The sequence below is a fragment of the Clostridium sartagoforme genome, from assembly GCF_004794105.1.
Lineage (GTDB): Bacteria > Bacillota > Clostridia > Clostridiales > Clostridiaceae > Clostridium > Clostridium sartagoforme_B.
Genome location: NZ_SRYR01000010.1, coordinates 58,626 through 71,440, shown reverse-complemented (window position 1 = coordinate 71,440; position 12,815 = coordinate 58,626). Strand labels below are relative to the sequence as shown.

Here is a 12,815-nt window from a genome sequence, read left to right as displayed (position 1 = left end):
CTAATCTCCTTCATAAAGCAAATCTATCATATTTTTAATATCACTTTTCTTTAGTTTAATAGATCTAGCTATACTTAGAACTTCCTCTAGCTTTTCTTCAATTTCCTTTAGTTTTTCTTCATATACTAGCTCCTTATTATAATAAGAAACATAGCATCCCTTGCCTCCTACTGTTTCTATAAAGCCTTGAGATTCTAATTCATCATAAGCTCTTTTTGTAGTAATCACACTAATATTTAAATCTTTAGCTAATGATCTAATAGAAGGGAGTTTTTCATTCGGCTCTAAACTTCCATTTATAATTCCTTCTTTTATTGAATTCACTATCTGCTCATAAATAGGAAGCTTTGAGGAATTACTTATTAATATTTTCATATTTCCACCTCGATACTACTGTTATTTCTGTTAATACCGTATATATATACTATATACAGCGTATTCATTATTAGTCAATAGTTTTTTAAGTTTTTTATCTCATAGTTCCTATTTCTAACACTTCCATCTTCTATAATGTGTAGCTAAACACTTTATATTTTTCTAATAGGTTTAATAACTGTAACAATATGATTTTTTAAACTTATAATAATTATAAAATACTGTATAGGAGATTTTAAATGAATTACAATGATGATGATTCAATAAACAATCCAGATATCAATGATTTTAAAGCCCCTAGTGAAAGTCGTATTCCTAACTTTCCAGGACAGCCTCCAGTATTTCCTGGGCAATTTCCTACTCCTCCAGGACAATCACCTAATGCCCCTGGGCAATTTCCTAATGTTCCTGGTGGAAGCAATTTAAATATAGGACCTCCACCAAACTTTACTCCACAAAAAAATAGTCCTGGTGTACAAAGCTTAAATCAAGGTGGTCCTCAAACTAAGGCAGTAAGCCCTGGATCTATAAGCTTCTGTCTATTTAGATTCACTTATATTTGGGAGAGAAGAGGACGAAGCTATTGGGCTTACCTATTAAATGTAGATAGACGAAGCGTTTCAGGCTTACGTTGGTTCAGAAATACTTGGGTATTCTTTGGATTAGACTTAAGACAAATCGATTCCTTTGTATGTTTTAGAAACTCAGATACTATTTTAGATACTGATGAATTAAGAGAAAATTCTTCAGAGAATGACTCAATTGATACTAATTCTTCACATAACAATAGATTACTCTTCAGTAGAAAAGAATATAGTACAAATAATGTTAAAAATACTTATGTAAGAGTTTTAAAAAACATTGATATTTCCGAGGAAAAAAATGAATATATAACTAGCTATATTGGTGAAGTAGATGATAATGAACTAACAATAAAAATTCCTACAAAACTCCATAGAAATACTAGTTATAGAATAGTTTTAGAAATTAAATATCCTGAAAAATTTAGTGAAAGTCTAGTTGGTGATTTTAATAAATGTGCAAACGAAGCTGCTGAAAATGTACTAGATATACTAGATGAATTTAGAGAAGACTCAAGAGCATTTACACCATTAGATGTATTTAGCAATTCAACTAAAAATATAGGAAAAACCATTAAATCCTTTTCAGAAGAATTCCATAAAAAGCTTAAAAACTTCAAATTACCAAGAGAAATAACAAGACAAATAGAATTTAAAATATCCGAAGAAAAAGTTAAATCTCCTTGGGTATAAAAACAAAAAACTAGCAATAAGTTATCTGCAGGCGACTTGGAGCTCGCGACGGAGCACGAAGATAACACAATACTATATAAAATTATTGAAACTCAATGCTCCGCTTGAGTTTCTTCCTTCAGTAGGCATGAAATGGAAACAAAAAATTAGAGCTATGTTATCTGCAGGCGACTTGGAGCTTGCGACGGAGCACAAGGATAACATAGCTCTAATTTTTTATTCTAAATAGATTCTTTTTTCTCGTTGTATACTGTTATTCCAAGGGTTAACGCTAGTCCTCCCCATAGAACTACTGCCCCTAGTAAGAAAAATGCCATTGCCACATTTGTCATATATAATCCCCCTTTTTATTTAAGATATCTTCTATATAAAGTTTTCTTTTAATTTTAACCAATTTATCTGATCGCTACCATTGCTAACACTCCCACTTCTATAAGTGGGAGCTAAGCAGTGCTACGCGCCTGGATTAGTTCTTCTAACCTTCAGATGAAGTAGGGTATTCCTGTTAAGAAAACTCCACCTGAAGATAAGAATCACTTTATAACTCTAATGAATTATTATCTAATAAACTATCTTTTTTCCACTTCTTTTTACTGATTATTAATGCTAGTATTATTCCAAATCCAATTATGCTCCATCCATAAGCAAATAGTGCTGAGAGTTGATACCCTCCATATGGTGTCTTTATTTCAGTTAATACGCTTTGTACTAACATAAACAATAGTATAGCTGGAGTTACGAATTTAACACAAATATTCCACCACTTACCGATTTTAAAGTAAGAAATCTCATTTGTATGCTTTCTTACTACATCTGCATTAGATATCCATCCAATTAATACAACTTCTAATAATCCAACAACTACTATTCCATAGTTATTTATAAAGTTATCTATAATATCTAATAAGTATAATCCTGCACCAGTTGAGTACAAGCTACCAATTGCTATTCCTATTATACAAATAACTGCTACTACCTTATTTCTAGCCCATCCAAACTTGTCTATAAATGGAGCTGAAACTGCTTCTATTAATGATACTGAAGAAGTTACCCCTGCAAATAATAAACAAATAAAGAACAACACTCCTAAGAATGTTCCTACAGCTCCCATTTCACTAAATACTGCTGGGAAAACTACAAAGGCCAATCCAACCCCACTTGAAACCACTTCGCTCATTGGAACTCCCTTTATATTTGCCATAAATCCTAATATTGAAAATACTGCTATAGCCGATAAGAATTCAAAACCGCAGTTTGCAAAGGCAGTCATAAATGCACTATTATTTATATCAGTTTTCTTCGGCAAATAACTAGAATAAGTTATCATAATTCCCATAGCTAAACTTAATGAAAAAAATACTTGTCCATAAGCTGCTACCCAAACCTTAGGGTCAAATACTTTAGACCAATCTGGTGTAAACAATGTATTTAAACCAATAGATGCACCTTCTAAGTTTATTGCTCTAATAGCTATAATTATCATAATTATCACTAAAGTTGGTAATAAAAATTTATTAGCTTTTTCAATTCCCTTTTTAACTCCTTTATAGCAAATAAACCAGTTTATTGCCCAAACTACTAATATCCCTATTAATATAGGAAATACAAAACCACCAAATTCAAAAGGTGATGATGATAATTTTATAAAATCTGTATGGAAAAACTGATTAGTATCACTTCCCCAACTCTTATTAAAACTGAACCACAAGTAATTTGCAGCCCAACTTAAAATCATTGAATAATAAGTTAAAATAATAAAAGCATTAATAGTTGGCCACCAGCCTAACCATTCCCATTTTTTCTTTACTTTTGCTATAGCTACAGGTGTTGACCCTTTAAACTTATGTCCTAACCCATATTCTAAAATTAATAATGGAATACCTGCTGTAAAAATAGCGAAGAAATACGGTATTAAAAATGCTCCTCCACCATTTGTGTATGCTATGTAGGGAAACCTCCAAATATTACCTAGACCAACTGCTGATCCTATAGCTGCAATAATAAATCCAATTTTAGATCCCCATTGTTCTCTACTTTCTTCCATAGTATTTACCCCCTTGTAAATTACATTATTTTTCATTTGCTGCTTTATAATGTATATTAAATTATTAAATATATAATATATCAAAATATTAATAAAATCAATGATTATTTAATAAAATATTATCTTTATCCTCATTATTTTAATCATACAATATTTATGTACTATTATTAATATCATTTTAATAATTATGAACTATTTGCATAACAAAAAAATTAGTATCTATTAAAATTCGATACTAATTTTTAACAATTTGATTATTCAAGTTATTTCAGTCCCAATTTAAATTCTCTATAAAGTTTCCATGTACTATCTTCCCATTTAAAAATGCTAATATTATCAAAATTGCAATTGAAATTAAAAGAATATTGATTAACGTAATTCCAAAGCTTATCAAATATTGGAGGAACCTTTTTCGATGTTAATGTTACATGAAAGATTTTATCTTTTCCATCCTTCTTATTAAAATTAATATAATCAAAGCTACTTAGTAAATCTATAAGTCTATTATGAAGTTCTTTTCCTTCCTTAGACATATTAACATCCATATAAATTACTCTATCATCAAAATGATTATATTTACTCATAGTGAAAGAAGCTTTTTCTTCTTCCTTACTAAAGTTATACAAAGCTTCTTCTAATTCTCTTATGTTTCCTTCATATTCAAAAGGTGCCTTAATAGTAAAATGAGCTGGAAGTTTAGAAGATTTAGCATTAAACTTTTTGAATATATCTTTTCTCATTTCATTATTAAACCTTCCACCTTCACCTTTTACTACACACACTATTACATATCTCACTTTCTTTCCTCCTTTAACTACTATTTTTTAATAGGTAAATTTTCAATCCTATAACCAATTTCCTTATTAGCTATTCTATAACCTTCATTTATCATTTCTTCCTTAGTCATTTCATTACCTAGCAAGGCATCTATAGTTAATTGATTTCTATCTGGAAAGTATTTATCAAGCAATCTTTCATCTATGTAATCTTGATTTTTAATACTTAAGTCATCTAATATATGCATAACATTAAATCCAGCTTCTTTAAGTGGTCTACCTACTAAAATACTTCTATGGCATCTTATTGGATCTTGCATAGCTCCAAGTAATGCAATTTTATAGCCTTTTCTACATCCATCCTTTAATCTTTCTATTCCTCTTTTAAAATCCTCTTCTTCTACTACTTTTTCAAAATCAGAATAACCTTCAGCATTATAAGAAACTTTATTTATTCTCTTTGCTGCAAGCTCTTTTGCCATATAAATATATATAAAACCTTCCTTTGTTAATGTATGCTGAATTCTTTCCTTATCAAAATGAACATTATATTTAGAGTAAGGAGTTCCCCTAATATCAACTACAGTATTAATATTATAATGCCTTAGCATCTCTATTAATTTTTCCATGGAATAATTTGAGTGACCTATTGTATATATATCAAACATATTCTACCTTTCTTACCTTTAATATCATATTAATTAATTTTTTGTTATAAATTCTTGTTATTTTTATAAAGTTATGTATATTTTCAATTAATAATATTAAATTTCTCTTGTATATTTTCTAAATCTAAAATAATATTATTCTGATGGACATATATAAGTTGTAATACTATTTTTATCTTTTATTAAGTTATTTAATTATAAAATTAACTTATATAAAAATCAAAATATTGGTAGCTTTTAATTAATAAAATTTACATTTAAATTATATTAATTAAAGTAATATAAATACTTAAAATGTAGATTATTTATTAAAACACACATATTTGATAGCCCTACAATATTATTTTATTTTTATAAAGATTTAGAATTTGAATAGGAGTTTATTATGTTAGCATTATTAATTATTTTAAGTTATATTATGGGATCTATACCTAGTGGATACATTATAGTTAAGAAAAAGTTAAATAAAGATGTAAGAGATTATGGAAGTGGGAATATAGGCGCTACAAATGTTGGTAGAGTAGCAGGTAAAAAGGTTGGAAAAATAACAGCTATATTAGATATGTTAAAAGCTATATTACCAGTAGTTTTAACACAAATTCTATTAGCTAATAATATATTAACAACTAATAGAAGCTTAAGTTTAGGATTAGTTGCATTAGCAGCTATATTAGGTCATAACTATACTATATTCCTAAAGTTCAAAGGTGGTAAGGGAGTTGCAACTTCTGCAGCTGCATTTATGTTTATAGTACCTAAAGCTTTTATCGTTACAGCTATAGTCTTCTTTGGTCTAAAACTTTTCACAAAAATAGTTTCTATTAGATCATTAACTGCAGCTGTAGTTTTATGCCTTTCTACTTGGCTTTTAGGATATGATAAATACTTAGTTATATCAACCTTTATAACAGCTGTTCTTTGTTTCTGGAGACATAGAGCTAATATAAAGAGATTAATTAATGGAACTGAAAAATAACATTTATTCAAAAACACCTTTTTAAATGTAGAATGAAGAATTAAAAATGAAAAATTAATGAAAAAACTTATTTATGAGTTTTCAAAAAATATTTTTTGAGTAATTTATTCTAAATTACTTTATTTAATATTTTCAAAACTCCATTAGGAGTTTTTTCATTAATTTTTAGTTCTTCATTTTTAACTTTTACTTCCTTATTTTAATTCTCACTTTTAATTATCAATTCTGCCGCAGTTTCTTATATAATTAATCCAATAAAATTATCATCTAATAAAAATAGATTAACTCGAATTAATTATCTATATTCCAGCCTATATCTATCTATCTATCTATCTATCTATCTATCTATCTATCTATCTATCTACTAACTAAAAAGATTCATTAATTCCTCTTCTGTAATTGAATTTAGTTTATCTCCCTTTAGAACATCTCCATCTATAACCTTACTGATTAATTCTTTCTTTTCTTCTTGTAATTTTATGATTTTTTCTTCTATAGTATCCTTTGAAATTAACTTTATAACTTCTACTACATTCTTTTGTCCTATTCTATATGCCCTATCTGTAGCTTGTTCTTCTACAGCTGGATTCCACCAAGGATCAAAGTGGACAACTATATTGGCTCCTGTTAAGTTAAGTCCTACTCCCCCTGCCTTTAATGAAATTAAAAATACATTTCTATCTCCTTCATTAAATTCCTTAGCTAGTTTTAACCTTTCCTTTGCCTTTACACTTCCATCTAAATATAAATATTCTATATTATTATCCTTCAATTTATTTCCTATTTTACTTAAAGCTGAAGTAAACTGAGAAAATATAATTATCTTCTTATTAGATACTAATGACTCATTAACTATTTCTTCTACAGCCTTTATCTTAGAGCTTTCTTCCTTGAAATCTTCAATTAATAAAGAAGGATCTAAACATAATTGCCTAAGCTTTGTAAGATAAGAAAGTATTAATATCTTATTATCCTTATTTTCTTTAAGCTTAATTTTAATTTCTTTCATAGCAGAATTGTAAACTTGTCTTTGCTTAGTTGCCATAGGAATTATATATTCTTTTTCAATCTTTTCAGGTAATTCCTCTAATACATCTTCCTTAAGCCTTCTTAATATAAAGGGAGAAATAAGCTCCTTTAATTCTATTAAATCTTCATCACTACCCTTTACAAACTTTTCTTTAAATTTTTCTTCAGAAAATAAATACATTGGCATTATAAAATCAAATATTGACCATAATTCTAATAAGTTATTTTCTATTGGAGTTCCAGTTAAAGCTATTTTAGTATTAGCATTTATTGATTTAACAGCTTCTGAAATCTTAGATTTTTTATTCTTAATATTTTGTCCTTCATCAATTATACAAAAATCAAAATTCTTTTCTTCATATAAGGATACATCTCTTCTTATTGTTCCATATGTAGTTAATAAAACATCATAATTATTATAATCCTCTAAAAGGCTGGTTCTATCTTTTAAGCTACCATGAATAATCCCAATCTTTAAACTAGGTGCAAACTTCTTAAATTCACTTTCCCAATTATATAAAACTGAAGTTGGTGTAATTATTAAACTTCTCTTTCCTTTTTTAGATAATAATAAAGTTATAGTTTGAATAGTTTTACCTAGTCCCATATCATCTGCAAGTATCCCTCCAAAGCCTAAATCCGCAATGGACCTGAGCCAGTTATACCCTATTATTTGATATTCCCTAAGCTTTGCATTTAAATTTTCTGGTACCTTATATTCCTTATCTTTATTTTTTAGATTATCTACTAAAATATTTATTTTTTCTTCTCCAGAGATAAATGGAAGTCTATTATTATTTATCTTATTTTCTAAATGTAGCAAATTAAACTTATCCACATAAATTTCTTCTTTATATGCATCACTAAATAAATTCAACTCTTCTATAGTACTTAAGAATGTATTTACTCTTATATCTCTTAAATCTAGCAACCTATCTCTTTTAGTTTTATAAAAAGTACTTCCTATCTTCATTTCTCTTAAAGCATCTGGAATTTCTTCATATTCTAACCCTTCTACTTTATACTCAAAATAATATCTTCCATCATATTCTTTAATTCTACTTACAATACTCTTATAATCAATAAGACTTATATCTTTAAAATCCTTGGATAATATAACCCTTCCTATTTTATTTAAGTACTCTAATCCTTCCTTTAAAAGAATATAATTATCTTCATCCTTACCTATAAATATAAATTTATTATCCCTTTTAATAAATCTATATTTTTCAAGGGCCATTTCTAATTTCTCTATATTTCTTTCGTCCTTAATTCCTTCTAAATTATTAATATAATCTATTTTTAAACTGCAAATAATATTAGAGCCTTCTTTTGATATATAAAATTTAGGCGTATTAACCTTGTTTATTTCATCTTTTATACTTTCATCTATAATAATATTTTTAGAAATTTCTCCTAAGATAAATAATAGCTTTTTAAGATTTTCATCTGTATCTTTATAAACTAAATTATCTTTTTCTTTTAGCTTTTCATAAATACCCTTATAATATTTTAATTGTTTCTCTGATGGTAAATATATCTTCTTATCATAAATCCATATTGATTTATTAGAATCTAAAGGTATGATGGTTTTCTTCTGAGGTTTTACTGTTATAGCTCCACCTTTTTTCTTTATAGTAAAAATTAAAGGTATGTCTTCTTTATGAACTTGAGAATTATAATTCATATAATCATAATTTAAGCTAATTTCTTTTTTATTATCAATCAATAGTAGAAATTCCTTAAGTTCATTTTCATAAAGCTTAAAGCTTCTTCCATCAATAATCCTAAAATTATCTTTTTTAAGTTTATCTTTTAAAAATTCTATTATTAAGCTATCTTCTTTATTAAAGTTATTAAATGAATCTAATAAAAACTTACCTAACGCTTCAACTGCAATAGTTTTTTCTATTCCAGATCTTAATTCAATATAAAACTCATTTTTATTATTTATCTTAACTTGCTTTAATTTTATATCAAGATTTAAAGCTTTCTTTAAAGCTTTTATACCTTCCGCTTTTCCATTACTAATCTCTTTCTTTTTAGCTTTATTAGAAACTTCATAATAGAATCTATACATAGTTGCAATTATATGGCTGCAAGTATAATTTCTTATTTCTTTACTATTTTCTTCGTACTGACTACATGTACATTTAACCCCTTTAACTTCATCCTGTAAGTTAAATTTAATATGCGTACTATATTCAAGCTTTTTTTCTAAATTACTTCTGGACGAGCTATCTTCAATAACTCTTCCATATATATGATATGTATCATCTATCTTTTTACTTATTACCCTATTAACTAACCCTTTTTTAAATAAAACGACACCATTATTTTTAGAAATACTTGATGCTAGTTTTAAAAGCGAGTTCATCATATTTTTTAAATTCATCCTATCCCTCCTTTATAAAGAGTACTTAATATTATATCACTCCCCTTTGTACTATACACCCTAGAAACATAAAAAATCGGAAATAAAAAGTACCCAAATATATTATCTGGGTACTAACTTTTTGTTTTCAATTATGGAAAGTAGCTTTTAAAAGGATACTACTAAGAACCTTTCTCTTTATTAATATAGTTATTATAAAGACATTTATTATTTCACTTTATTTTCCTCTTTCTTTATGTGGCAAACCTTATTTAAAAATAAAAAAGAGTTTTAAGATATACTTAAAACTCTTAACACTCTTAAACTATCTTCTTTGTTGTTCTTTTTTAGCTCTTCTACAAGATACGCATCTTGTTGGCTCGTTGTCGAATCCTTTTTCCTTGTAGAATTCTTGTTCTCCTACTGTAAATACGAATTCGTTTCCGCAATCTCTACATACTATTGTCTTATCTGTCATAAATATTTCCTCCTAGAATTAAAGATTTTAAATTGATAATAACCTCTAATTTACGAGAAATTATTTACCTAAATGAAACCTATTTTTTGTTAGCTTTTCGCTACCAATTTATATTAACATATTATAAAATTAATTGCAAGACTTTTTTGATTATTTTATTAACTATTTTGCTGTTTGCACTAATGTTGCAGGATTTCTACTTTGTATCCAAAGTTCCCCTGGTCCTTGGAATTTACACACAAGACCTTCTCCACCAGCTATTGAGCTTAATACTCCTGACATAAATTCCACATTATATTCCATTCTACTGTCCCAAAGTACCATATGATTACTATCTACTATATATGTTTCTCCTGGTTGAAGTTCTTTTTTAAGTATTGCTCCATAAGAACTAATAACTAAAGTTCCTACTCCTGAAGCTTGCATTTGAATTAAACCTTCTCCTGAGAACATTCCACCTATTCCACCTGATTTAGTATTTATTTCTATCCCTGAAGTTGATGCTAAAAATGTAGATCTACCAAGTCTATAAGCAATACTTCCATCCATTTCTACTAATTGAATATCACCTAAGAATTGTGGCGCTAAAAGTAGTTCCCCATCATCTTTAGCTCTAAACTTCTGAATAAACATTCCTTCACCAGAAAACATTCTTCCTAAAGTTTTTCCTAGTCCTCCAGTTTTAGCCTTTACATCAAATACTGGACTCATTGAAACCATAGCACCAGATTCTACTGTGTACTCTTCTCCCCTAGTTGCGTTAATCTTCAGCACTTTATTACTGTCACTACATAATAATTCAAACTTTTTATCCATTATTATTTCCCCCTTCATATTTATAGTTATTTAAGATTATTCATTAAATACCTTATATAGTCCCTTAATATCTAACTCTTATGCTTAAAGTTCTATTAAAATATTACTATCTTCTTTAGTTTCTAAATTCTTTTCTTTATATATAAGGTTTATCCCTGAAACATCATCAGGCAATGCAGGTGTTACTATAAATCGATAATATTTATGTCCATCTCCACCTGATCCACTATCCATTCTACAAATATATTTTTCAGATATATAAATTTCAGGATGCATATTCAAATAATCCTCTTCCCCCTCAGAATTCCATTCAATACTTATATTTATAATACTAGCATTATTATATTGTTGCATACTAGTTACTGATAAAATCTTATTGTCCTTTTCAATCGATCTTAAAATAGAAATATTTTTTCTAAATTCCTCTGGTTCAACTATTGGAATATACTCATTTTCATGATAAAGCATAGAAAATATAGAAGATAATAAGTCTTCATAAATATTATATTTTTCAGCCCAGTTACATATATACTCCATCTTAGGAAATCCAGGATTGTTATCTGATACCTTCTTACGCCTATCTATTAGCTCACAGATTTGTTCATCTATATTTTTAATTTCCTCATTATAATCATTAGTTGGTGGAGTAAATTTCATTCTTCTCATAAGGCACCTCCATAAACTTTTACTTATTTTATCCCATCGCTACCATTGCTAATACTCCTACTTATCAAAGTAAGAGCTGAAAATCACTTTATTAATGTTCCTTGATGGAAAATCATCTTCCATTTATCATCTATTAGCTTCCATATTGAACTACGAATAGAACTTTTTGTAGTATTATCCTCTTTATATATTTTATCCACTTTATATGTTGCTAAAGCATATCCTTCTGTTAATTCCGCACAAGTAAAATTCATAATATTAAAGGATACATTTTCTTCAAAAAAAGTATCATTAGGATTATATTTATAAATTTCTCCTGAACTGCAAAACTCAACAAACTCATCTGACAATAACTCTTTTAACTTATCAGCTGATTTTCTAACTATTGGATCTAATAGTTGCTTCTCTAAATTTAATATTGTCTCTTCCATTAGTTTATCTCTCCCTATAATATAACCTTCTAATTACTGCTAACTAATTAGCTTTTATATTATTTTTATCTAATTTAACTTCATTTTTATATCTATTAAAAATCTTTCTAAGTACTTTATTTAAACCATATTTCTATCCTAAACTTCATTATTTACAATTATATTTTCTATTTTTATAGACTTACTAATATAATTCTCATTCTTACATTGAGTGAACATTTCTACTGAATATGATTCACTATCTTCAAAAATTATAACTTGTCCTTGATTCAATTTTATAGTTAAAGGATTATTACTAATTATAAATTCCTCGAAGACTTCTTTTATAAGATTAATGTCTTTACTCGTTAATGGCCCTCTTATAACAACCTTATTTATTCCTAAAATATCATTATCCCTACTATTGGGAACCATATATTGATCCATAAAATCACGAGACTTTTCATCCTTCATTTGCTGAAATCCAATTTGCATAGGAATTCCTTCAAAGAAGTTTATATAACTATTTCTCCATGGCATAGTTCTTGTAAGCAAATTAAAGAACCATTTAAGTTTTAAATATTCTGGTTTAGTAACTCCAATAGATTTATTAGTTAATGATTTATAAAGCTTATCTATATCTTCTACATCTAGCATTAAGCAAATTAATCCTCTATAACCTTTATTGTATAATTCAACCCAATCTTCTTTCCAGCCTCCACCATCAGCTCTTATTATATTTATCATTTCAAAATATTCATTTCCTATCCATAAGTTAGAAGCCTTAAAGCCTTTTGTCCCCTTCCCCCATGATGGTTCATATGGAAACCCTGCTTCAGTTATATTCTTTATTTCATCCTTATCCTTCTGATAATTTCCATTGATATTTACTACAAAATGATCTAGCTTAAACATCCTATATTATCCCC

Annotated in this window: 13 protein-coding genes; 2 read left to right on the top strand and 11 right to left on the bottom strand. The window is 27.5% G+C overall.

All coding sequences use genetic code 11. The annotated features are described in order from the left end of the window. The gene (locus E5347_RS14050; RefSeq protein ID WP_136007863.1) at positions 1 to 375 is read right to left on the bottom strand and encodes a GntR family transcriptional regulator; all 375 of its coding nucleotides are present in this window, start codon (positions 373 to 375) and stop codon (positions 1 to 3) included. 239 nt (positions 376 to 614) lie between these two features. Here E5347_RS14050 and E5347_RS14045 point away from each other — a divergent pair, with 239 nt between their 5' ends. Continuing rightward, positions 615 to 1,649: a proline-rich domain-containing protein gene (locus tag E5347_RS14045; protein WP_136007862.1), complete on the top strand. Its 1,035-nt coding sequence runs from the start codon at positions 615 to 617 to the stop codon at positions 1,647 to 1,649. 221 nt (positions 1,650 to 1,870) lie between these two features. Here the strand turns inward: E5347_RS14045 and E5347_RS14040 are convergent, their stop codons facing one another. The 4 genes from E5347_RS14040 to E5347_RS14025 all read right to left on the bottom strand — a co-directional run bounded on the left by E5347_RS14040 (position 1,871) and on the right by E5347_RS14025 (position 5,137). After that, entirely contained in the window at positions 1,871 to 1,981 is a 111-nt protein-coding gene (locus E5347_RS14040; RefSeq protein ID WP_136007861.1) for a MetS family NSS transporter small subunit, read from the bottom strand. 206 nt (positions 1,982 to 2,187) lie between these two features. Then, positions 2,188 to 3,693: a sodium-dependent transporter gene (locus E5347_RS14035; RefSeq protein WP_136007860.1), complete on the bottom strand. Its 1,506-nt coding sequence runs from the start codon at positions 3,691 to 3,693 to the stop codon at positions 2,188 to 2,190. A 263-nt stretch (positions 3,694 to 3,956) separates the two neighbouring features. Then, a complete protein-coding gene (locus tag E5347_RS14030) occupies positions 3,957 to 4,490 on the bottom strand; it encodes a 2'-5' RNA ligase family protein (protein WP_136007859.1) in 534 nt (177 codons plus the stop codon). A gap of 20 nt (positions 4,491 to 4,510) precedes the next feature. Next, positions 4,511 to 5,137, bottom strand: a complete 627-nt coding sequence (locus E5347_RS14025; protein ID WP_136007858.1) for a DUF488 family protein — start codon at positions 5,135 to 5,137, stop codon at positions 4,511 to 4,513. Between the two features lie 385 nt (positions 5,138 to 5,522). Here E5347_RS14025 and plsY point away from each other — a divergent pair, with 385 nt between their 5' ends. Continuing rightward, on the top strand, positions 5,523 to 6,113 hold the full coding sequence (plsY, locus tag E5347_RS14020) for a glycerol-3-phosphate 1-O-acyltransferase PlsY (RefSeq protein WP_136007857.1): 591 nt from the start codon (positions 5,523 to 5,525) through the stop codon (positions 6,111 to 6,113). A 364-nt stretch (positions 6,114 to 6,477) separates the two neighbouring features. Here plsY and E5347_RS14015 read toward each other — a convergent pair whose 3' ends face one another. From E5347_RS14015 to E5347_RS13990, 6 genes are all read right to left on the bottom strand, one after another. Continuing rightward, positions 6,478 to 9,537: a DEAD/DEAH box helicase gene (locus E5347_RS14015; RefSeq protein WP_136007856.1), complete on the bottom strand. Its 3,060-nt coding sequence runs from the start codon at positions 9,535 to 9,537 to the stop codon at positions 6,478 to 6,480. Between the two features lie 304 nt (positions 9,538 to 9,841). Further along, a complete protein-coding gene (locus E5347_RS14010) occupies positions 9,842 to 9,994 on the bottom strand; it encodes a zinc-ribbon domain-containing protein (protein WP_136007855.1) in 153 nt (50 codons plus the stop codon). Positions 9,995 to 10,156: 162 nt separating this feature from the next. Further along, positions 10,157 to 10,810, bottom strand: coding sequence for a TIGR00266 family protein (locus E5347_RS14005; RefSeq protein ID WP_136007854.1), 654 nt, complete (start codon positions 10,808 to 10,810; stop codon positions 10,157 to 10,159). Between the two features lie 84 nt (positions 10,811 to 10,894). Further along, positions 10,895 to 11,476: a hypothetical protein gene (locus E5347_RS14000; protein WP_136007853.1), complete on the bottom strand. Its 582-nt coding sequence runs from the start codon at positions 11,474 to 11,476 to the stop codon at positions 10,895 to 10,897. A gap of 83 nt (positions 11,477 to 11,559) precedes the next feature. Next, entirely contained in the window at positions 11,560 to 11,907 is a 348-nt protein-coding gene (locus E5347_RS13995; protein ID WP_136007852.1) for a DUF4440 domain-containing protein, read from the bottom strand. A gap of 138 nt (positions 11,908 to 12,045) precedes the next feature. After that, entirely contained in the window at positions 12,046 to 12,801 is a 756-nt protein-coding gene (locus tag E5347_RS13990; protein ID WP_136007851.1) for a hypothetical protein, read from the bottom strand. Positions 12,802 to 12,815: the final 14 nt, after the last annotated feature.

What these genes read in the sequence shown, in the direction of transcription:
- E5347_RS14050 (WP_136007863.1), bottom strand. Translation starts at nt 375, where the DNA reads ATGAAAATATTAATAAGTAATTCCTCAAAGCTTCCTATTTATGAGCAG.
- E5347_RS14045 (WP_136007862.1), top strand. Translation starts at nt 615, where the DNA reads ATGAATTACAATGATGATGATTCAATAAACAATCCAGATATCAATGAT.
- E5347_RS14040 (WP_136007861.1), bottom strand. Translation starts at nt 1,981, where the DNA reads ATGACAAATGTGGCAATGGCATTTTTCTTACTAGGGGCAGTAGTTCTA.
- E5347_RS14035 (WP_136007860.1), bottom strand. Translation starts at nt 3,693, where the DNA reads ATGGAAGAAAGTAGAGAACAATGGGGATCTAAAATTGGATTTATTATT.
- E5347_RS14025 (WP_136007858.1), bottom strand. Translation starts at nt 5,137, where the DNA reads ATGTTTGATATATATACAATAGGTCACTCAAATTATTCCATGGAAAAA.
- plsY (WP_136007857.1), top strand. Translation starts at nt 5,523, where the DNA reads ATGTTAGCATTATTAATTATTTTAAGTTATATTATGGGATCTATACCT.
- E5347_RS14015 (WP_136007856.1), bottom strand. Translation starts at nt 9,537, where the DNA reads ATGAATTTAAAAAATATGATGAACTCGCTTTTAAAACTAGCATCAAGT.
- E5347_RS14010 (WP_136007855.1), bottom strand. Translation starts at nt 9,994, where the DNA reads ATGACAGATAAGACAATAGTATGTAGAGATTGCGGAAACGAATTCGTA.
- E5347_RS14005 (WP_136007854.1), bottom strand. Translation starts at nt 10,810, where the DNA reads ATGGATAAAAAGTTTGAATTATTATGTAGTGACAGTAATAAAGTGCTG.
- E5347_RS14000 (WP_136007853.1), bottom strand. Translation starts at nt 11,476, where the DNA reads ATGAGAAGAATGAAATTTACTCCACCAACTAATGATTATAATGAGGAA.
- E5347_RS13995 (WP_136007852.1), bottom strand. Translation starts at nt 11,907, where the DNA reads ATGGAAGAGACAATATTAAATTTAGAGAAGCAACTATTAGATCCAATA.
- E5347_RS13990 (WP_136007851.1), bottom strand. Translation starts at nt 12,801, where the DNA reads ATGTTTAAGCTAGATCATTTTGTAGTAAATATCAATGGAAATTATCAG.